The sequence below is a fragment of the Lacrimispora sphenoides JCM 1415 genome, from assembly GCF_900105615.1.
Lineage (GTDB): Bacteria > Bacillota > Clostridia > Lachnospirales > Lachnospiraceae > Lacrimispora > Lacrimispora sphenoides.
In genome coordinates, this window is sequence record NZ_LT630003.1 from 2,497,681 (window position 1) to 2,517,938 (window position 20,258).

The window sequence follows — 20,258 nt, forward strand, 5'->3', positions numbered from 1 at the left end:
ACTTAACTATAATAAATATATGACATAATCCTGCAAATGCCACATTTTATCCAGTTTTTTGGCTATTATTACATATAAAAGCACGATTTTTCCCTAGCAGATTCTGGGAAGGCCCTCTCCATATAACACATCAATGGTTCTGCTTCCCTGAAGCCTGGTTTTCATTGTTACGCCCCTGCCTTCTATAACAGTTCCGATAATTCTGGCATTTTTTCCATATTTGCTATTCTGAACTGCCTGTAAAGCCTTTTGCGCCTGGCTTCCTGGAACAACTGCTATCATTTTCCCCTCATTTGCCATGTAGAGGGGGTCCAGGCCAAGAATATCACAGAACCCTCTCACCTGGGTGCTGACTGGAAGAGCTTCTTCCCATATCTCCACTTTACAGGAGGACTGGTCTGCTGCCTCATTAAGGACCGTAGCAAGCCCTCCCCTGGTAACATCTCTCATACAATGGACCTGGATATTTTCGTCAAGAAGATTTTTTACGATGGAGTAGAGGGGAGCGCAATCACTTGCGATCTGATTTTCAATCCCCATCCGGTGAGACAGAATGGCCGCGTGATGCTCTCCCAGATTTCCGGAAAGAATAATGGCATCCTTTGGCTTGCAGTTTGAGATGCTGATTCCTCCCTTTCGGATCTCTCCTATTCCGGAGGTATTGATATAAATTCCACCGTTTCCTTCCACCACTTTTGTATCACCGGCTACAATCCTAACTCCTGCCTCTTTTGCTGCCAGGGCCATGGAAGCGGCAATCTGCTCGATGGTCTCAAGCTCTGCACCTTCTTCTATAATAAACCCTGCAGTCAGAAATCTGGGGACAGCTCCCATCATGGAAAGGTCATTCACTGTCCCGCATACCGCTAGCTTACCGATATTTCCACCTTTAAAAAACAGGGGCGTGACTACAAAGGAGTCCGTGGTATAGGCTATTTTCCCCTTTATATTTAAGACTGCAGCATCTTCCAGTTTATTTATAGTTTTATTATTAAAGTGTTTAAGAAATACCTCATTGATGAGATTGCCGGTCTGCTTTCCTCCGCTGCCGTAGGACATATCAATTTTCATGGCTTTTCCTCCTCTTCCTATGATCATGAATTCTGATACCAGATGCCGCAGGATCCTTCTGGAGACACCATACAGGGGCCTACCGCGTGAAGCGGATTGCAGGCGGTCTTAAACAACGGGCAATCCGACGGATTGATCCGTCCGAGGATCACATCCGTACACTTGCAGCCGATTGGCATATCCTCTTCAAGCTCTTCTTCCGCGCTTCCCGCATCATAGGCTCCGTATTCTTCCTTAAGTCTCAGAGCGGATCCTTCTATGACTCCGATTCCTCGCCAAAAGCCATCCGCCGCTTCAAAATATTCTTTGATAAAAGCTGCTGCTTTCTGGTTTCCCTCTTCCGTCACAGCGCTGGCATACAAATTTTTCACCTCAAAGCGCTGCTTCTTTATCTGGGTCATGATCTCATATATGGCGGCAAGGATATGCTCCCCTTCAAAACCTGCTATTACAAAAGGCTTCCGGTATCTGGCTGCCAGCTCCCGGTATGCGATACTTCCGGTGATTACGCTGACATGTCCGGGGCTTAAAAAGCCGTCAATGTTTTTCTCATTTTCGCAGATAAAGGAAAGAGCCGGTACAATTGTCTTTAAGGAGGTCATGAGTTTTAAATTATTCAGTTTCTTCTGCCGGATTTCCTCAAGAAGCAGGGCATAAACAGGAACCGTGGTTTCAAACCCCACTGCTGCAAAGATATATTGGATCTCTCTGTTTTGTTCCGCTTCCGCAACAGCCATAAGCGGAGAATAGAGGATCTTTACCCTGCCTCCTGCCGCCTTTGCTTCAGTCAGGGTCATCTTGCTCCCTTTGACTTTCATCATATCTCCAAAGGTCAGCACGCAATGGTTCTCCTTTAGGGAGTATTCCGTCAGCTTATCAATATAGGCGGAAGGGGTAACACAGACCGGACAGCCTGGTCCTGAAATCAGCTGGATCTTAGGAGAAATCATGGAACGGATGCCGTTTTTAAAGATGCTGGACGTATGGGTCCCGCACACTTCCATGATCTTTACGGGCCTTCCGTCATAATTTTTCAGTTCATCTATCACCTGGTGGATCATATTCTACTGTTCCTCCTGAAGCTGGGAAAAAATCGTGAGAATTTCCTCGGCTACGTCTTCCTTTAAGACATCAATAACACAGCCGGCATGTATGAGAACATAATCTCCTATTTTCGCATCCACCAGCTTTATATTGGCATCGGTGATGTTGTCCATAATATTGACCTTTGCATAATCACCTTTTATCTGAATTATTTTTCCCGGTACTGCTACGCACATGGCATCCTGTCCTTTCCAAATCCATATGATCGGATTTTAAATAGTTATTTCCCAGATAAGCCTGACCCAGGCTCACTCCCCCGTCGTTTGGAGGAACCACACTGTTCAAATAGACGTTAAATCCCTTTTCCTTTAAAAGCCTGACCGTATGCCCTGTCAGCAGGGAATTCTGAAAAACGCCGCCGCTTAAGGCTACAGTATTGCTTAAGCATTCTCTCTCCAGTCTTTCACACACAGATGCTGTGGCTTGTGCCAGAGCAAGATGAAAGCCAAGTGCCAGAGAACCTGTCTCCACCTTATTTCTCATGGTGCTAAGAGCCTCAAAAACCGGACGTGGATCTAATTCAAGGATCCCCTCCCTTTCCTTTATGCCAAAACATAAGTCAGCCGGCTTTATATCCTTTCTTTCTGCAAGCACTGCCTCTTTTTCAAACAATATGGCACATTCCCCTTCATAATGGTTCTCATGGCCGATATTTAAAACAGACGCTGCCGCATCAAACAGGCGTCCCATACTGGAAGTAAAGACCCTGTTGACGTTATGCTCAAGGGCTGCTTTTATCACACAGATTCTCTCATCCTGGACGTAAGCTTCAAGGCCTGCGTGAAGCAGAAAACAGGACGCCGTTTTCTTAGCATCCCTCATTGACCCGTCACCTCCCAGAATGGGAAACATGCTTACATGGGCTGCCCGTATGAAGCCACTTCCTTCACAGATAAGAAACTCTCCGCCCCATATATTCCCATCGGTTCCATAGCCTGTCCCGTCAAAAGCAACTCCGATCACAGGCCCCTTTAAATCGTGTTCAGCCATGACCGACGCAATATGAGCATGGTGGTGCTGCACCTTAAGAACGGGGAGACCCAGAGTTTTAGCAAAATGCGTGGAGTGGTAGTTTGGATGGAGATCGCATACCGCTAACCCTGGAGCCATTCGTAACAGCCTGGCCAGATCTTCATAGGATCTTTGATATTCCTCCATCACTGTTTCTTCCTCCAGGTCTCCGAAATACTGGGATACCACTGCATTTCCTTTTTGACAGAGGCAGAAGGCGGCCTTTAAATCTCCTCCCGCCGCAAAAACTCCGGTGTTGGTCCCGCTTTCCTTTCCTTCTTCCTTAGAAAGAAAAACAGGATAAGGGACATAGCCTCTGCTTCTTCGGATCAGCTGGGGCTTACCCTCTATGATTTTGGCAACAGAATCATCCACGGAACGGACGATCCTTCTTTTATTATATAATACTCCGCTTAAATAAGGGGAGGAGAGAGCCAGCATGGGGCCATCCTCCCGAATAACAGGCTGCCCGGAAAAATTGGCGCTCGTCATGATAAGAGGCCCAAGTTCTGCAGTCAGCATATATTGAAGAGGTGTATAAGGCAGAAAAGCACCGCAATAAAGACTTCCATTCCCCGTGGAAGGTGCCATAGGATCCTGTTCCATGGATAGCAGCACGATTGGCCTTGCTTTTGATTCCAGCAATGTCTTTTCTTCCTCAGAGACCAGACAGAACTTTCTTATCTCCGAAATTCCCGGGAACATGACTGCAAAAGGCTTTTCCTCCCTCCCCTTTAATTTTCGAAGCCGGTTCACGGTTTCTTCCAAAAAAGGAGAACAAACCAGATGAAAGCCTCCGATCCCCTTAACTGCAACAATTCCTCCTTGTGACAGAACCTTTACCGTCTTTTCAAACGCTTCTCTTTCTGACAGTTCATGAAAGCCATTTTCCTTATCCTGATAGATTAAGTAAGGGCCGCAGTCATTGCAGGAAATGGTCTGTGCGTGAAAACGCCTGCTTTCCGGTGAGGTATATTCTTCCCGGCAGGCATCGCACATAGGAAAGTCCTCCATGGATGTCCGGTTTCTGTCATAAGGCAGGTCTTCCATTATGGTATATCTGGGGCCGCAGGACATACAGCTGATAAAGGGATTCTGATATCTTCTGTCCGATGCTTGGGAAAGCTCTCTCATGCATTCCGGACAAACCGGAAGGTCCGGCGGGATCACTAATATTTCCACACTGGACTCACTCTTTATAATGAGAAAATCTTCAAACTCCTGGAAGGGAAGTAACTCTGCTTCCATCTTTATGATTTCATAGCCGCCCCTCTTGTTTTCCTTAAGGCCAGATAGAAACCGGCCAAGAACTGCCTCTTCAGACTGTGCCACGATCTCAACATAGCCACCCACGTTGCGGACCGTTCCCTTTATCCCGTATTGTTTGGCTGCACGATAAACAAGGGGCCGGAATCCAACCCCTTGTACAATGCCGTAAACCTTTATTATTTTTGTAATGACCTTGTTTTTTCCACAATCCATTCTACTACCTTTTCGTAACCTTCTTCTGTCTTTCCAGATACCTTGATCACCGGAGCCGTTTGATTCAAAGCCCGGACTCCCTTCATAAAAAAGTCCTCGTCAAAATCAATATATGGCAGAAGATCACATTTATTCAGCAAAATCAGATCAGCCTTTTCAAATGCCAGGGGATATTTATATGGCTTGTCACTGCCCTCTGTTACGGTTGAAATCAGCATCTTTGCGTGTTCACCGATCATGAATTCGGCAGGACACACTAAATTGCCGATATTTTCAATAAACAGAATTCCATCGCTGATCTTCAGTTCATCCACCGCAGCTCCGATCAGGGGCGAATCCAGATGGCAGGCTCCGCCTGTATTGATCTGAATGGCCTTTACCCCAAGGGACTGAAGGGTTTTTGTATCAAAGTCCGCCTCAATATCTCCTTCGATGACATAAGAGGTCACATCCGTAAGGCGTTTGATAATCTGTATCAGGGAAGTGGTTTTTCCCGCTCCCGGTGCTCCCATTACATTGATGGCATAAATACCGTTATTTGTTAATGATGCATTGATCTGTGATGCAACCTGGTCATTCTTGTCGTAGACCGACTGCATGATTTCTATTTCCCTGTTCTCAGACATCGTTTCCTCCATTTCTAAACTTCAATCGACTTAATATAAAATTCCTGTCCGATATCTGTGGGCCGTCCTTCTCCTTTACAAAAAGGACATTCAAAGGTGAAGGGCTTCCGGACAAATAATTTCCCGCAGGTGCTGCATTTCAGCTCAGGTGTTACCCTTTTAATATGAAGTTTTGCTTTTTCACAGGGAGTTCCTTCCGCTATTATGTCAAAATAAAGTTCAATGGAACTGGCCACATAACCGCAGGTATCTCCCACCACCAGATTGATGACCTTTACTTCCTCTGCGTGGTGCTTTTCAGCATATTCTCCGGCAATTTCTATGATTCGCTGGGTGATTGGGTATTCATGCATTTCACATATTCATCCCTTACATTTCCGTATGATGGCTTTGTGTATTGATTTTCCATCCTCAGACATTTCTTCGGACATACTTCACTGCAATAACCGCATTGAATACACTGAAGCCTCTCAATGCTCCAAAGAGCTTTCGATTTATCTGTCTGAATGGCTCCTGTAGGACACTTTCTTTCGCACATCCCGCAGAATATACAATCATCCACCGATATCTCGATTTTTCCTCTGGTGCGTTCATATGTTTCCTTTCGCTTAACCGGATATGGAACCGTATAGGGACCATGTAACAGGTTTTTTAAAAGCGTCTTTGACATCCTTAATATAGACATACTATCCTCAATTCCGCTGTTCTTCCCAGCAATGATATCTATGAACCGGGCCGATCATCGCTCGGTACAGCTGATGCATGGATCAATGGTAAGGATCAGAATCGGCACATCGGCAAGAGAACAGTTCTTTAAAGTCTCCAGCAAGGCCGGGACATTGGCAAAGGTAGGAGTACGGACCCTGACTCTGTCTAAGAATTTTGTTCCGTTTGCCTTTGTATAATAAAGCACCTCTCCTCTCGGCTGCTCCAAACGGGTAAAATGCTCTCCCTTTGGATTTCCCGTTACCTTTCTTTTCACCTCACCATCGGGTATGATGGCAATGCACTGCCTGATAAGATCAATGGACTGGAACAGTTCCCCGATCCGGACTTTGGTTCTTGCATAGCAGTCCCCGCCCTGATCTGTGATCGGCTTAAAATCCAGTTGACCATATGCCGCATATCCCTGAGACCTTATATCCATTTCAATCCCGCTGGCCCTTGCCATGGGACCGACGGCTCCCAGTTCGAACGCTGCTTCCTTAGACAGTACGCCAACTCCTTTTGTGCGGAGTTTTACGGTGGAATCGTTTAAAAATACGGCGGCAGCCTCCTTTAATTCCTTCTCCATGCCGGTTAAGACCTCTTTCATCTTGTTTAAGGTCTCAGAAGAGATATCCTTTTTCACACCGCCGACATCGCATACGGAAAATATGACCCTGCCTCCGGTAGTCTCTTCAAAAATGTCTAAAACCTGCTCTCTTAACTTCCAGGAATGCATGAACAGGCTTTCAAATCCAAAGGCATCTGCCAGAAGGCCCAGCCATAAAAGATGGCTGTGCAGACGGGACAGCTCTGCCCATATGGTCCGCAGGAATTTTGCCCGCTCCGGAATTTCCACCTCCATAATGCTCTCTATAGACATACAGTATCCCATGCCATGCATAAAGGAACAGATGCCGCAGATCCGCTCCGCAACATAGACATACTGCTGATAATCCTTCTTTTCTACCAGTTTTTCCAGACCTCTGTGAATATATCCGATTCTGGGGATCGCCTCAATAACCCTTTCATCCTCCAAAACCAGATCCAGATGGATCGGTTCCGGAAGCACCGGATGCTGAGGACCAAACGGAACAATTGTCCTGTTTCCCATAAGTAGCCTCCATTCTGACGCCAGATGGCATCATACCTAATCGTTCATATGAAACGGTGTTTTGACCGGGATCTTATATAAGTTATCGTTAAAGTCCGGCGTTATACCCGTGATCTTTACCCCGAACAGTTCCTTTATCTCATTTTCATACAGAAAGGAATACGGATATATAATACTGATACTAGGCAGTTCCGTCTCTGTATCGGTTAAGATCCGAAGGTTTATAAGATCATGATCCTTATCAAAGGAATAGGTCAATTCCATACCGTCTTTATTGGTACAGGTAACAGCAACAAGCCGGTAACCGTCATTTTTTATTTTCAGTGTCTCCGCCAGCAGATCATTCGCGGAGATCTCTTTTAATATCTGTTCAGCCATAATTTGCCTCCTCATGAATCAATGCTTCTTTCTCTTTTCTTCCAGAATATCAAGCGCTTTCACAACGCCATCAATAATCGATTCCGGACGAGCTGCACAGCCCGGCACGTAAACATCCACCGGGATCACCTTATCTACTCCGCCGACCACGTTATAGCACTCTGCAAAAATGCCTCCTGAGGTGGCACAGATTCCAACAGCCACCACTGCCTTTGGATCAGGCATCTGTTCATATAGCTGCTTTACAACTGGGATATTCTGTTCATTTACGCTGCCCGTAATGAGTAAAATATCCGCATGCTTCGGATTGCCTGTATTGATGATTCCAAAACGCTCCACATCATAAAGAGGTGTAAGACATGCCAGTACCTCTATGTCACAGCCGTTGCAGCTGGTTCCGTCATAATGCAGAATCCATGGCGATTTTTTTACAACACTCATAATATCCTCCATTCCGCCTCTTGGCAGCTTTCATGACCTGCCAGGAATTATCTGAAAAATGACAGGATGATTAAGTTCACCGTACCCATGATTCCGGTTACGATCCACGCTGATTTAAGAGCCTGCTGCCATTTCACCCTGGCAGCTCCATTATCTATGATAATTTCAAGAAAATAAACCAGCAGGCATACGATGACCGCAAAAACACGGCTCATCGGCGCAGCCGTTGCAAAAAACACATACACAAGAGCCAGAGTAATAATCACCTCATACCAGTGAGTTACCTCAATCACAGCCAGATCCTTACCGGAATACTCAGTGGTAATACCCTTTACGATTTCCTGATGCCCATGATGGGACATGCTTAAATCAAAGGGGGATTTTCTAAGCTTAAATGTCAGGATAAACAAAAGTCCAACAAACACTCCCGGAAGATAGATGATCGAGGGCGTTTGTGCCGTTACGATATCCCTTACAAAAAAACTGTTCTCAGCATAGTAAAGGCCAACGCAGGTAAGCAGTACCATTGGCTCATAAGCCATGATCTGCAGCAATTCCCTTTCCGAACCAATGGTATTATAGGGAGAATTGGATGCATAGCCGCCTAATACGAAAAATACAGAACCAAGAGTCAGGGCAAATATAGCTAACAGGATATCTCCCCCTGAAAGCAGGATCACCGTGGTGAATACCACGAATGCAAGGGAGATATACACGAAGAAACGGTGCATGGAATTCACCTCTATGGATTCCTTCTGGCACAGCTTCAGTACATCATAAAATGGTTGTAATAAGGGCGGTCCCTGTCTCCCCTGAAGTCTGGCTGATATAATACGGTCAATTCCTGTCAGCAGCCCTCCGGCAACAGGAGCAAGCACGGCGATCCCAATCATGATCAAAATATTCATATTACGCCATTCCTCCTATCATCATTATGACTCCGCCAACTAATATTGCGGCAGCTATGACATCACTCCACAGAGTTAATCTCTTGGGGCTAAAATAATCTTCCATATACCAGTTGCTCAGTTCCATCTTTCGTTTTTCATTCATGGCTCCATAGAATGTTTCGTTATCTCCGGTGTTTTCTCCTGCCATATAAACCGGTACTTTTCTTCTTTTATCATTCTTATACATCGGAATAAAACTGATGGGCAGTAGGATGAGCATACTCAGCATGCACAGCATCAGCTTAATATCATTTGTTCCGATGGGGATCAAAGCCGTCCTTCCAAATACCTCCGTCAGATAAGGAATCAGAGCATATTTTGATACCAGCGGAAAGGTAAAGCAGGACACCACTACCATTGCCGCAAGGATTGTAATGGGAATCTCTTCATCAAGATGAAATTTGCTTTCAATCTGATGGCTCATATTGGCCCTTGAAACCAGTTTCCCCATCCATTTTGTCCAGTAAAACAATGTGGCGGCGCTTCCGTAGGCAAGTATAATAACAGTGATAACATTATTGGAATCAATAAACGCCTTCATGGCTACCCATTTTGATATCAGCATTCCAAAGGGGGCCAGAAACATTCCGGCGATACCGATCATCATATAGAGCGCAAGCTTTTTAGAAATTCCAAGGAGTACATCCATGTTTTCCACATCCCGGTTTCCGATCTGATGCTCGATGGAACCAACGGATATAAAAAGCAGGGATTTGGATACTGCATGGAATATAATCAACAGGATGGCAGCCCATAAGGATTCCTGGGTTCCGATGCTGGCACATATTACGATGAGCCCTAAGTTTGCCAAAGTGGAATAAGCTAAAATCTTCTTTGCGTCACTTTGGGAAATAGCCATCAGGGAACAGGCAAGAAACGTGATTCCTCCCACAAAGGTTACGGTTCTTCCAACAGGAGTCGATCCTAACAGCGGCGCAAGACGGATGATTAAGTACACTCCTGCTTTTACCATGGTTGCGGAATGCAGCAAAGCGGAAGAAGGAGTTGGCGCCACCATTGCTCCGAGAAGCCAGGAGGAGAATGGAAGCTGGGCTGATTTGGTCAGTGCAGCCAGGGACAGGAAAAATACGGGTATCATCATTGCCGCTTCCGGCTTCATGGAAGTAACCACTGACAATTCCAGGGTTTTATAATAAATGCCGATGAAAATGATCCCAGCTGCAAAAGCAACTCCGCCGCCCAGATTAATCACCAGGGCACGGAAGGAATTGTTTCTGGCTTCTGTTGTCTTTGTATAACCGATCAGCAGGAAGGAGCAAAGTGTCGTAAGCTCCCAGCAAAAATACATCCATGTAAGATCATTGCTCAATACGATTCCAAACATGGCAGAAAGGAATAAAAATAGAACTGCGAAAAAGAAGCTTTTCCTTTCTTTGTATTCTTTGTGGTGGGTATGGTAAGTCTTCATATAACCCACGGCATAAATACAAATCAGGCTCCCTACCAGTCCAATAACCAGTACCATAATTGCCGTAAGTTTGTCGAAAATCATGGCATGCTTAACTTCAATATTATGCTTTACCGTAAATTCAAAACAAAGCATTGCAGCCGCCTGTACAAACGACAAAACCGAAATAACATATTTTTTATACCTGATTCCGATGGAAATTACATACGCAGCGATTGCCGTCTCTGTAATTGCCATGATAACCTCAATTGCTTTTTCCAAACGGAAGGACAAAGCAATTCCGCTCTTAAAATATAACCCTACAACTGTCAGTGTCAAAACAGCCGTACCTGCGGCTCCTACCCTGACAATCATATTTCTTACCCCATCATTTTTGACCAGTAAGATTCCTAACGCTGCAGCCAATGGAAATAAAATCAATACTGTAATCGCACCCATACACTCATCACCTTGCTTTTGTTTTATTATATCTGTCACAATTGAGAATAAAAAAAATCAACGATACCGTCAAAATTCTCCAGATGTATCCTCTTTACCGCATCATCGATTAATTCGTGCTCATTATATCACACTAAAAGTGGTTGTCAATGTTTTGTTTTGTGTACAATTTACACAGTTTTTACACGAAAAAACACAGTATAAAAAACCAATTCAAAAGAAAGTGAGAGCTCTCCACAAATCAGAATAAAAGGGGGAAATACAAGAATAAACCATATATTTTTGCAAAAATATATACAACTTCTTAACAGGCCTTCAAAAATAACACACATTTTTTAACGAAATTTTAACTTTCATACAGAAAACCGGTGTGTGAAGAAACCGTTAAATTAGTAGAAAAAGGCATCCCAATGGCCTTTGATGATGTTCTCTCTGTATCTCCTGCCGTCACGCCCATTAATAGGAAGGAACATCACATGAAATATCATGATAAAACAGCAGAGAAATAAGCAGCCGGATTTCATAGGATCCGGCTGCTTAGTAAATATGATTTTAGGCGTTATTTGTCTGATTCTGATTTTGCCTTCCGCAGCCATTTTTAGAATAGAGATAGCTATATAAAATTCCGTGCCTGATTTCGTCTGTGATGATTTCAACCATTATATTTATATGAAGACGTGACTGCATGGCATAAAGGATCTTACGGTATTTTTGTACTGCACTCTGCTCGCCTAACAAGGCTCTTGACAAACCTGCGCAATAGCTTTCTGGCTCCACAAAAGCTTCTCCTTCCGCAGATGGGGGCATCTCACCGGTTAAATCCTGATAAATTTGCCGGAACAATGCATAATGTCCCAATTCATTGTCACGGATACCGGATATTATCTGCTTATCCTCTTCTGAGGAAGCCTGGTTTATAAGCCACATATAAAATATCCTGTCCTCTGTTTCACCCGATAGTGCTTCCAGAATAAGTTCAAGGGCACCATTTAGATTCTGGGGATATGTGAAAATATCAGTATTCATCATCTGTTGAAATGACAGGGGAGTTGCCGGTGTATTCCAATATGGCGGAATATAATCATAAGAATATGGCTGGTAGCCTTCGTAGTCGTAATAACCCATTTTGTGATCTCCGAATAAGAGTCTTTCCATATTCTATGATATTTTCGTATAACCAGTGTTGGTTTCAGGCAAAATTAATGGAAATGTGATATTATTTTTTAAATATAGAGAAGTCTCTTAAACAGGGCATTTATGGTAAAATAATAAAAAGTGCAGAAAAAGGAGGTATGATATGGAACAGAAGCTCCCAACTACCATTGGTGAATACATCGCAGCACAAAGCATGAAAATACAGCCCATTCTGGAAAAGCTGTACCAGACCATAAAAGAGTCAGCACCGGAAGCAACGGAAAAAATCAGCTGGGGAATGGCCACATTTGACTATTACGGCAATCTGGTACATTTCTCAGCGGGAAAAAAACATGTCGGTTTTCATCCGACCCCATCCGCAATCATTGCCTTTCAGGAAGATTTGAAGGAATACCATTGCTCAAAGGGCACGGTCCAGTTTCCATATGATAAGCCCCTTCCCCTTGAACTCATAGGAAGGATAGTCCGCTTTCGGACAGCCGAACAGGCCGTTCTTATGGAAGAGAAAAAAGCGGGGAAAACAAAGGAAAAGACCTTGCGCGTCCAGAACCCGCAGAAAGCGGATCGACCAGATGCTTGATGAGCTGCGGTCCGGCGATGCCTGCATGGGCATGGCATATTCCCTTAAAAAGAACACAAAGACCGGTCCTTCCTGACCGGTCTTTTTTACTCACGGACCAAATCTTAATAATTCTTAATTCCCCTGAATTTCATTGTCATTCTATCCATAAATGATATAATTTTTCATATTGAAATAATAGAAAGGAGGCTGCCGATCCATGAGTACATTGCAGCAGATATTGGTAGTAGATGACGATGCAGACATCCGGGAAGTCCTTCGCATTCAGCTGGAAAACAAAGGCTATTCCGTGTCAGAAGCAGCAAACGGAAGTGATGCAGTCGCAGCCGTCACAGATAATCCTGATATTGACCTTATTATTTTAGACATCATGATGCCAGGTTTATCAGGAATCGATGCCTGTACCCAGATCCGGAGGATATCTTCTGCCCCCGTCTTGTTTTTAACCGCAAAATCAAAGGAATGCGATAAAACAGAAGCCTATGAAAACGGCGGTGATGATTATCTTGTAAAGCCATTTTCACAGGCAGAGCTTCTTATGAAGGTCCAATCTCTTTTAAGACGATATGTTGTTTATAAAGGGAAAGGAACACCTCTTTTCAATAGTTCAGAAATCCGGCTGCAGGATCTTATGATCGATACAACAGGCCATTTCGTTTATCGGGAAAATCAAAAAATCGAGCTTACGGACACGGAGTTCCAGGTTCTGATGTATCTTGTAAAGAACAGAGGAAAAGCCAAGGATGCACAGGCAATCTACGAGGACGTATGGAATGATAAGTTCCTCCCGTCTTCCACTAATACTGTTATGGTACACATTTTAAAGCTTCGTAAAAAACTGGAGCTGGATTTTAACAATCCTACCATCATACGAACCGTCTGGGGAAAGGGCTATCAGATCGATGAAGCATAAATGGATCTCGTCTTTACGATATAAGCAGGTATTTGTATTGATCATTGGCGCAGTCATCAGCTTTGGGATGTACTTTGCCTCCCAGGCTTTTGGCGATTATCTGGTATCCAGGAACCATATGAATGAGGATGCCGCATGGAAGCGATTGACCGGTTATCAAAATTCGTTTGAAAATTACATTAATAAATATAACATATCAGTAAAAAATGTAAGATCCATATCCAAATGGGTAAAGAACCATAAATACGTCTACGTAACAATTTTTAACGGCAACGAAATCATCTATGAATCCGGATTCTGGAATGATGCATACGCTCCCTATGAAACTGCCAGTTCCATTGGGGAAAGCAGCAAACAGGCCATTCGGGATATTTCCTTCAGCGACGGCACCTATTCCGTGTCCATCATTGATTCCTCGGAAATCAAATGGTATAACCTGGTAACTTATATTTCATGGGGAGTTTTTTTCCTGTTTCTGTTTGTGATCCTGATTTTCTATAACCACCGGATCATTGCCCGGATCATGCTTTTGTCAAAAGAGGTATCCCTGATAGAAAAAGGGGATCTGGAGCAGCCGATTTTCTATAAAGGGAATGATGAGATTGCATTGCTGGCAAAAAATGCGGATAACATGAGAAATTCTATCATTACAAGGTATAAAAGCGAAAAAGAAGCCTGGGAAGCAAACAGTGAGCTGATCACTTCCATGTCCCATGATATCCGCACTCCCCTAACCTCGCTGATCGGCTACTTGGAAATACTGGATTCAAAAAGCTATCATTCGGAAGAACAGTTTGACAAATACATCAAAAGCTGCAGAGATAAATCCATTCAGCTAAAGGATTTATCTGACCGGCTATTCCAGTATTTTCTTGTGTTCGGCAAAGAGAAGATATTGATGCAGATGGAGACCTTTGACGCTAAGATCCTTCTCCAGCAGCTGCTTATGGAGTACGTATTTGATCTCGGCAACCTGGGGCTTGACGTTAAAACAGAATTTGTAGAGGAGTCCTGCAGCATAACCGCTGATATCCAATATTTAAGACGGTTATTCGATAATCTGTTTTCCAATGTAAGAAAATACGCCGGCAGCAACGGGCCGGTCTTTGTCAAAAGCCATATAGACGGAATTGACCTGATTATTACCATCTCCAATGAAATCCGCAGGGACAGCATGTTTTTAGAAAGCACCAACATTGGACTTAAAACCTGCCTGAAAATAGTAGAACAGATGAATGGTACCTTTGAGATACAAAAAAACCGGACAAATTTTAAAGTTCGTGTGACGTTTCCAATCGAACCAGACAGAGAGGAGTAACAACCTATGAGAAACGTACTGGAGTATCTTGAGCACTCTGCAAGCATCTATCCGGAGAAAATTGCTGCGGTGGATCAGGAGAATAGCTGCTCTTACAAGGAACTGTTATTACATGCAAAGCAGATCGGCAGCTTTCTTACCGGTTATGAATCACCTGGAAACCCTGTTGTGGTTTTTATGGATAAAAGCGTGGAGGCTCTTACAACATTCATGGGCATTGTATATGCCGGATGCTTTTATGTACTGATAAACCCCGCACAGCCTGCTGTGCGGATCAGCCAGATTCTTAAGGTGCTGGAAGCAGATTCTGTCATCACTTTGGGGGATTCCAGAGTCCTGCCGGAAGGCGTGGAATTTTCCGGTCATCTGTTTGATTACCATGAGATTGTAAAAAGCGAAATCAGGGAGGAGCCCCTAAAGCTTATCCGTGATCAGGCCCTGGATATCGATCCTCTGTACTGTAACTTTACCTCAGGCTCTACCGGCGTTCCTAAGGGGGTATTGGTCAGCCACCGGTCGGTGATTGATTTTATGGAATACTTCCCTTCCATGTTCGGCATAACCGGGGAGGACAAAATCGGGAATCAGGCCCCCTTTGACTTTGATGTGTCTGTTAAGGATATATACTCCACCCTTAAAGTGGGAGCCACCATGGTCATTATCCCGAAAAAATTATTCTCCATTCCGACGGAGCTCCTTGACTTCTTATGCGAACACCAGGTAACGACCCTGATCTGGGCGGTTTCCGCCCTGTGTCTGATTCCCCAATTAAAGGGGTTCACCTATAAGGTTCCCTCCAGGGTTAGTAAGGTCTTATTCAGCGGTGAAGCAATGCCTGTTAAGCATTTAACAACCTGGCAGAAATACCTTCCTGATGCGAGATACGTAAACTTGTACGGACCTACTGAAATCACATGCAACTGTACCTACTATCCTGTGGAACGGAAATTTGAAGCCCATGAAACCCTTCCCATAGGAAAGGCATTTCCCAATGAAAAGGTCTTCCTCCTGGATCAGGATGACAAACTAGTCACAGAAAAGGACCAGATTGGAGAGATTTGCGTATCCGGAACCGCTTTGGCCCTGGGATATTATAACAATCCTGAGCAGACAAAAAAGGCATTTATCCAAAATCCCCTTAACACTCACTGCCTGGAAACGATTTACCGGACCGGGGATCTGGCCTTCTATCATGAGAACGGGGACCTTTGCTTTGCCGGACGAAAGGACTTTCAGATCAAGCACATGGGACACCGCATCGAACTGGAAGAGATCGAAGCCGTCATAAACAGCTTCCCTCTCATTCAGCGGGCATGCTGCGTCTTTGATGAGGAGAAAAACCGGATCCGGGCATTTTATGTTGGCGAGATGGAGGGAGGGGAAATTTCAGTACGGATGAGGGAATCCCTTCCGGTTTATATGATTCCATCCGCGTTTTATTCCCTGCCGGAACTGCCGGTTACCGCCAACGGAAAAATAGACAGAAAAAAATTATTGGAAGTATGTAAAGGAAACAGCCATGAACGAGATAAGATTTGAATATGACATTCATGAGTACCAAACCCCATTCTACATTTTTGATACGGATATCCTGGCTGAACAGATCAGAAAAATCAGGAGTGTCCTTGGAGAGGACGTGGAATTATGCTATGCCATGAAGGCCAATCCATTTGTAATTAAGGATTTAGAGGAAGTTGTGGATTCCTTTGAGGTTTGCTCTCCCGGCGAATTCGCCATCTGTGAAAGAGCCGGAATCAACATGGGGAAAGTTATTATGTCCGGTGTACATAAGAAGCCTGAGGACATAGAATATGCGCTGAAACATTATGGAGATAAGATCATTTATACCGCCGAGTCCCTCTCCCACTGGCAGCTTCTTTCAGACTGCAGCGCAATGCTTCAAACACCCATTCGTGTCCTCCTCCGCCTTACTTCCGGGAATCAGTTCGGTATGGATGAAAGCCTGATCCGGCAAATCATTGAAGACGGCACCCATGAATTTATAACCATTGAAGGGATCCAGTACTTTTCCGGAACCCAAAAGAAATCTATAGCAAAACTGGAAAATGAACTTCATATGCTGGACCAGTTCTGCCGGGAATTAAAGCAAGATTACAGCTTTCCTGTCAAACGGCTGGAGTATGGTCCCGGGCTTCCTGTCTGCTATTTTGAAGAAGAGAAAAATGAGGAAGATCAGATGTTAAATGGTCTTGCAGAGTCTGTCAAGAATCTTACGTTCGGAGGCAGGGTCGCACTGGAGATGGGCAGATTTATCGCCGCCCCCTGTGGTTTCTACGTAACCAGCGTGGTGGATCGGAAAACAAACAAGGGAGAGCCTTACTGCATTGTTGACGGCGGTATCCACCAGCTAAATTATTACGGGCAAATGCTGGCCATGAAAAGACCGCCTGTCCTTCATTTTAATCAACGGGAAGGAGAAAAAGAAGAATGGACGGTCTGCGGCTCTCTTTGCACGGTGAATGATGTGCTTGTTAAGAAATACCCTTTCAAAAACCTGCAGACCGGAGACCGGATCATATTCCAAAAAACCGGCGCTTATTCGGCAACAGAAGGCATGTCCCTATTTTTAAGCCGGGATTTACCGCAGATCCTTCTCTATTCTGCAAAAGAGAACTTCCGCATTGCAAGACCTCATATACAAACGAATGCTTTCAATTATTTTCAACTATAAAGGAGACAAAATCATGGAACAATTATTAGAGATCTTAAACGATATTAACCCAGGCATTGATTATGAAATAGAAACAAGGCTCATTGACGGAGGGCTCTTAGACTCATTTTCCATTCTCTCTCTCATCCCGGAGCTTGAAGATGCATTTGGCATTGAGATCACTCCCATAGACATGGTACCCGCTAATTTTAACTCTGCACAGGCAATTTGGGATATGATCCATCGGCTAAAAGAGGAATAAAAGATGGCCTACAATTCACTCCTGTACCTATTCATCTTTTTGCCGGTTGTATTGCTGGCCTACCAGCTTGCACCCCAAAGCTTCCGTTATAAAATACTTCTTACCGCCAGTTATGTCTTTTTCCTGTCCTTTAGCGGAAAGCTGCTGGTATACCTGCTTTTTTCCACCCTTTCCATTCACCACATCGGTCTATGGCTTACTTCCTGTAAAAAGGACTTTCTATCGGCGGCTCACGCCCCTGAGAATAAAAAGGCAGAAAAAGCAGCCTATGAGACCAAACGCCGCAGGATCTTATGGCTTGGAATCGGCTTGCAGCTTAGTATTTTATTGATTTTAAAATACTCCGGCTTCTTTTTTGAAAACTTTAACCTGGTATTAAAAGCAGTCTCTTTCCCAAGGCTTCTGCCTGCCATGAAGTTTGCCCTGCCTATCGGTATCTCCTTTTACACCCTGCAGGCGGTCTCATATCTGATCGATGTTTATTATGAAAAAATAGAGGCTGACGACAATCTAGGCAGACTGGCCTTGTATCTCTCCTTTTTTCCAACCCTGTTGGAAGGACCTGTCTGCCGCTACTCGCAGACTGCTAAGGCCCTTTGTCAGGGAAAACCTTTGGAATACAAGAACGTTACTTACGGCCTTCAGCGGATCATGTGGGGATTATTTAAAAAGCTTGTTATTGCAGACCGACTTAATCTGCTTGTGGAAACGATCTTCGATACCCCTAATCATTACGGCGGGATCATCGTTATCGCAGGTGCCGTTTTATATACCTTTCAGCTATATGCAGATTTTTCCGGCTGTATTGACATGACCATTGGAACAGGAGAAATGTTTGGAGTAACCATTCCCGAAAACTTCCGTCAGCCCTTTTTCTCCAAAACCGCATCGGAATTCTGGAGACGCTGGCATATCACCCTTGGCACCTGGCTAAAGGATTATATCTTTTATCCCATATCCTTAACCAAATTCGTTAAGAATCTGGGAAAGAAATCACGGGCTAAATTCGGAAAGCATTATGGGCAGATTATCTCCTCTTCTGTCGCTCTGTTTGGCGTGTGGATCTTAAACGGTCTGTGGCACGGAACGGGCTGGAACTATATTTTCTTTGGAATGTATTATTTTGTCCTCATTCTCATGGAGAATCTGTTGGAGCCGGAGGTCCAAAGGATTACAAGTACCTTAAGGATCAACAGGTCCTGCAGCTTGTACAGAAGTTTTCAGACAGTGAAGCTGCTTATCATTGTATTTACGGGAGAACTTTTCTTCCGGGCCAACAATCTGACCACCGGCGTGAATATGTTCCGGTCCATCTTCACCGGCTTCCACTGGTCTGCGGTCACTGACGGTTCACTCCTTAAGCTTGGTCTGTCTTTGCCGGATTTCATTGCGGTATTCTTTGGTTTTCTAGCGGTATATACCGTAGGTGTAATCCATGAACGGGGCATCTCAATCCGTGAAAGGATTTCCGGCTGGAATATGTTTGCCCGCTGGAGCTTTCTTTACGCCGCAATCCTCCTTGTCATTGTTTTGGGGGCCTACGGCGACGGATATATACCTGCAAAATTAATTTATGCCGGATTTTAAGAGGTGATGAGATGAAGAGCAAAAACAGGATAAAAACAATTTCATTTTTAACCGGACTTTTTCTTTTATTGTACATTGCCTCCTACCTGCTGATTCCATACAATAACATGGGAGACAGCCTGTATAAAAAGGCAAACGGCATCCTAAAGGAACCAAAAAACACCATAGACTATGTGGCGATCGGGGACAGCGAATGCAGTGCCAGCATTTCCCCCATGGAAATATGGAATGATTACGGCTATACAGGATATAACTGCGGCGTCCCAAGCCAGCAGCTTCAGGATACTTACTATCTGCTGGAACGGGTGCTTAAAAACCAGCACCCAAAGGTTGTTTTTCTGGAAACCAATGCATTTTACCGGGATTTCAAATACATCAATACCCTTGAGACCTCCATTGAGGAAACAGTCAAAAAAATATTTCCCATTTACAAATACCATGACAATTGGAAATATTTTCATTTTTATATGCTGAAATCCTTAGGCCATAAGATAAGGCAGGAGCAAATTACGGTTTATAAGGGATATCAGTACAGCGCTATTGTGAATCCCTATAAACGTGGGCCTTATGTTACTGAAACAGACGATATTTATGTGATCGACGAGCAGCCCTTATTATACTTAAACAAAATCGCAAGCCTGTGCAGGGATAAGGATATCAAACTGATCCTATACAGCGCACCGTCGCCAAAGTGCTGGTCCTACGCCAAGCACAATGCTGCCGCAGCTTTTGCCAACGAAAACCAGCTGACTTACATTGACTTAAATTTAGATATCGATACCCTGGGCATTGACTGGGCAAAAGATTCCCGCGATGACGGTGATCACTTAAACTACTTTGGAGCAAAAAAAGTGTCAGACTATATGGGGAAATATTTATCAGAGCACACAGACTTAACCGACCACCGGAAGAATGATCTGTTTGCAGGCTGGAACAAAGAGTTTAAAAATTATCTCAAACTGACAGAACAGCATTAACATTTAAAGAGCATTGGACAGCTGGAATACAGACTGTTTCCAATGC

21 protein-coding genes are annotated in these 20,258 nt (G+C 44.2%); 8 read left to right on the plus strand and 13 right to left on the minus strand.

The genetic code is table 11. From position 1 onward, the window contains the following. Positions 1-93: 93 nt before the first annotated feature. The 13 genes from hypE to BMX69_RS11295 all read right to left on the minus strand — a co-directional run bounded on the left by hypE (position 94) and on the right by BMX69_RS11295 (position 11,874). Positions 94-1,071: a hydrogenase expression/formation protein HypE gene (gene hypE / locus BMX69_RS11235; protein WP_054791783.1), complete on the minus strand. Its 978-nt coding sequence runs from the start codon at positions 1,069-1,071 to the stop codon at positions 94-96. A gap of 23 nt (positions 1,072-1,094) precedes the next feature. Further along, positions 1,095-2,132: a hydrogenase formation protein HypD gene (hypD, locus tag BMX69_RS11240; RefSeq protein WP_054791772.1), complete on the minus strand. Its 1,038-nt coding sequence runs from the start codon at positions 2,130-2,132 to the stop codon at positions 1,095-1,097. A 3-nt stretch (positions 2,133-2,135) separates the two neighbouring features. Then, complete coding sequence (locus BMX69_RS11245) at positions 2,136-2,351, minus strand: HypC/HybG/HupF family hydrogenase formation chaperone (protein ID WP_025233824.1); 216 nt, start codon at positions 2,349-2,351, stop codon at positions 2,136-2,138. Next, complete coding sequence (gene hypF, locus BMX69_RS11250) at positions 2,308-4,668, minus strand: carbamoyltransferase HypF (protein WP_100042386.1); 2,361 nt, start codon at positions 4,666-4,668, stop codon at positions 2,308-2,310. The genes BMX69_RS11245 and hypF overlap by 44 nt, the downstream gene beginning before the upstream one ends. Next, on the minus strand, positions 4,632-5,294 hold the full coding sequence (gene hypB / locus BMX69_RS11255) for a hydrogenase nickel incorporation protein HypB (RefSeq protein WP_100042387.1): 663 nt from the start codon (positions 5,292-5,294) through the stop codon (positions 4,632-4,634). The genes hypF and hypB overlap by 37 nt, the downstream gene beginning before the upstream one ends. Before the next feature lie 14 nt (positions 5,295-5,308). Beyond that, positions 5,309-5,647: a hydrogenase maturation nickel metallochaperone HypA/HybF gene (locus tag BMX69_RS11260; protein ID WP_025233827.1), complete on the minus strand. Its 339-nt coding sequence runs from the start codon at positions 5,645-5,647 to the stop codon at positions 5,309-5,311. Further along, the gene (locus BMX69_RS25115) at positions 5,614-5,979 is read right to left on the minus strand and encodes a 4Fe-4S dicluster domain-containing protein (protein ID WP_115639891.1); all 366 of its coding nucleotides are present in this window, start codon (positions 5,977-5,979) and stop codon (positions 5,614-5,616) included. Before BMX69_RS25115 ends, BMX69_RS11260 begins: the two co-directional genes overlap by 34 nt. A 54-nt stretch (positions 5,980-6,033) precedes the next feature. Further along, positions 6,034-7,113 (minus strand): hydrogenase large subunit, encoded by a 1,080-nt coding sequence (locus BMX69_RS11270; RefSeq protein ID WP_025233829.1) that lies wholly within the window; start codon positions 7,111-7,113, stop codon positions 6,034-6,036. 36 nt (positions 7,114-7,149) lie between these two features. Beyond that, complete coding sequence (locus tag BMX69_RS11275) at positions 7,150-7,491, minus strand: NADH-quinone oxidoreductase subunit C (RefSeq protein ID WP_025233830.1); 342 nt, start codon at positions 7,489-7,491, stop codon at positions 7,150-7,152. Between the two features lie 18 nt (positions 7,492-7,509). After that, on the minus strand, positions 7,510-7,932 hold the full coding sequence (locus tag BMX69_RS11280) for an NADH-quinone oxidoreductase subunit B family protein (protein WP_025233831.1): 423 nt from the start codon (positions 7,930-7,932) through the stop codon (positions 7,510-7,512). 47 nt (positions 7,933-7,979) lie between these two features. Further along, positions 7,980-8,840, minus strand: a complete 861-nt coding sequence (locus tag BMX69_RS11285; RefSeq protein WP_025233832.1) for a respiratory chain complex I subunit 1 family protein — start codon at positions 8,838-8,840, stop codon at positions 7,980-7,982. Between the two features lies 1 nt (position 8,841). After that, a complete protein-coding gene (locus tag BMX69_RS11290) occupies positions 8,842-10,749 on the minus strand; it encodes an NADH-quinone oxidoreductase subunit 5 family protein (RefSeq protein WP_100042388.1) in 1,908 nt (635 codons plus the stop codon). A gap of 552 nt (positions 10,750-11,301) precedes the next feature. After that, a complete protein-coding gene (locus tag BMX69_RS11295) occupies positions 11,302-11,874 on the minus strand; it encodes a ferritin family protein (protein ID WP_054791774.1) in 573 nt (190 codons plus the stop codon). Between the two features lie 172 nt (positions 11,875-12,046). On the opposite strand from BMX69_RS11295, the gene BMX69_RS11300 reads away from it, so the two are divergent. From BMX69_RS11300 to BMX69_RS11335, 8 genes are all read left to right on the plus strand, one after another. Next, positions 12,047-12,484 (plus strand): iron chaperone, encoded by a 438-nt coding sequence (locus BMX69_RS11300; protein ID WP_100042389.1) that lies wholly within the window; start codon positions 12,047-12,049, stop codon positions 12,482-12,484. Positions 12,485-12,683: 199 nt separating this feature from the next. Next, complete coding sequence (locus tag BMX69_RS11305; protein ID WP_054791775.1) at positions 12,684-13,397, plus strand: response regulator transcription factor; 714 nt, start codon at positions 12,684-12,686, stop codon at positions 13,395-13,397. Continuing rightward, positions 13,387-14,715 (plus strand): HAMP domain-containing sensor histidine kinase, encoded by a 1,329-nt coding sequence (locus BMX69_RS11310; RefSeq protein ID WP_100042390.1) that lies wholly within the window; start codon positions 13,387-13,389, stop codon positions 14,713-14,715. Before BMX69_RS11305 ends, BMX69_RS11310 begins: the two co-directional genes overlap by 11 nt. A 6-nt stretch (positions 14,716-14,721) precedes the next feature. Then, complete coding sequence (locus BMX69_RS11315) at positions 14,722-16,254, plus strand: amino acid adenylation domain-containing protein (RefSeq protein ID WP_100042391.1); 1,533 nt, start codon at positions 14,722-14,724, stop codon at positions 16,252-16,254. After that, positions 16,235-17,407 (plus strand): diaminopimelate decarboxylase family protein, encoded by a 1,173-nt coding sequence (locus BMX69_RS11320; RefSeq protein ID WP_054791778.1) that lies wholly within the window; start codon positions 16,235-16,237, stop codon positions 17,405-17,407. The genes BMX69_RS11315 and BMX69_RS11320 overlap by 20 nt, the downstream gene beginning before the upstream one ends. 13 nt (positions 17,408-17,420) lie before the next feature. Continuing rightward, complete coding sequence (locus tag BMX69_RS11325) at positions 17,421-17,648, plus strand: acyl carrier protein (RefSeq protein WP_100042392.1); 228 nt, start codon at positions 17,421-17,423, stop codon at positions 17,646-17,648. Between the two features lie 3 nt (positions 17,649-17,651). After that, on the plus strand, positions 17,652-19,235 hold the full coding sequence (locus BMX69_RS11330) for an MBOAT family O-acyltransferase (protein ID WP_100042393.1): 1,584 nt from the start codon (positions 17,652-17,654) through the stop codon (positions 19,233-19,235). Between the two features lie 11 nt (positions 19,236-19,246). Further along, entirely contained in the window at positions 19,247-20,212 is a 966-nt protein-coding gene (locus BMX69_RS11335; RefSeq protein ID WP_100042394.1) for a hypothetical protein, read from the plus strand. The last annotated feature ends 46 nt before the right edge of the window (positions 20,213-20,258 follow it).

Coding starts and splice junctions, on each gene's coding strand:
- hypE (WP_054791783.1), bottom strand. CDS start 1,071: ATGAAAATTGATATGTCCTACGGCAGCGGAGGAAAGCAGACCGGCAAT.
- hypD (WP_054791772.1), bottom strand. CDS start 2,132: ATGATCCACCAGGTGATAGATGAACTGAAAAATTATGACGGAAGGCCC.
- BMX69_RS11245 (WP_025233824.1), bottom strand. CDS start 2,351: ATGTGCGTAGCAGTACCGGGAAAAATAATTCAGATAAAAGGTGATTAT.
- hypF (WP_100042386.1), bottom strand. CDS start 4,668: ATGGATTGTGGAAAAAACAAGGTCATTACAAAAATAATAAAGGTTTAC.
- hypB (WP_100042387.1), bottom strand. CDS start 5,294: ATGTCTGAGAACAGGGAAATAGAAATCATGCAGTCGGTCTACGACAAG.
- BMX69_RS11260 (WP_025233827.1), bottom strand. CDS start 5,647: ATGCATGAATACCCAATCACCCAGCGAATCATAGAAATTGCCGGAGAA.
- BMX69_RS25115 (WP_115639891.1), bottom strand. CDS start 5,979: ATGTCTATATTAAGGATGTCAAAGACGCTTTTAAAAAACCTGTTACAT.
- BMX69_RS11270 (WP_025233829.1), bottom strand. CDS start 7,113: ATGGGAAACAGGACAATTGTTCCGTTTGGTCCTCAGCATCCGGTGCTT.
- BMX69_RS11275 (WP_025233830.1), bottom strand. CDS start 7,491: ATGGCTGAACAGATATTAAAAGAGATCTCCGCGAATGATCTGCTGGCG.
- BMX69_RS11280 (WP_025233831.1), bottom strand. CDS start 7,932: ATGAGTGTTGTAAAAAAATCGCCATGGATTCTGCATTATGACGGAACC.
- BMX69_RS11285 (WP_025233832.1), bottom strand. CDS start 8,840: ATGAATATTTTGATCATGATTGGGATCGCCGTGCTTGCTCCTGTTGCC.
- BMX69_RS11290 (WP_100042388.1), bottom strand. CDS start 10,749: ATGGGTGCGATTACAGTATTGATTTTATTTCCATTGGCTGCAGCGTTA.
- BMX69_RS11295 (WP_054791774.1), bottom strand. CDS start 11,874: ATGGGTTATTACGACTACGAAGGCTACCAGCCATATTCTTATGATTAT.
- BMX69_RS11300 (WP_100042389.1), top strand. CDS start 12,047: ATGGAACAGAAGCTCCCAACTACCATTGGTGAATACATCGCAGCACAA.
- BMX69_RS11305 (WP_054791775.1), top strand. CDS start 12,684: ATGAGTACATTGCAGCAGATATTGGTAGTAGATGACGATGCAGACATC.
- BMX69_RS11310 (WP_100042390.1), top strand. CDS start 13,387: ATGAAGCATAAATGGATCTCGTCTTTACGATATAAGCAGGTATTTGTA.
- BMX69_RS11315 (WP_100042391.1), top strand. CDS start 14,722: ATGAGAAACGTACTGGAGTATCTTGAGCACTCTGCAAGCATCTATCCG.
- BMX69_RS11320 (WP_054791778.1), top strand. CDS start 16,235: ATGAACGAGATAAGATTTGAATATGACATTCATGAGTACCAAACCCCA.
- BMX69_RS11325 (WP_100042392.1), top strand. CDS start 17,421: ATGGAACAATTATTAGAGATCTTAAACGATATTAACCCAGGCATTGAT.
- BMX69_RS11330 (WP_100042393.1), top strand. CDS start 17,652: ATGGCCTACAATTCACTCCTGTACCTATTCATCTTTTTGCCGGTTGTA.
- BMX69_RS11335 (WP_100042394.1), top strand. CDS start 19,247: ATGAAGAGCAAAAACAGGATAAAAACAATTTCATTTTTAACCGGACTT.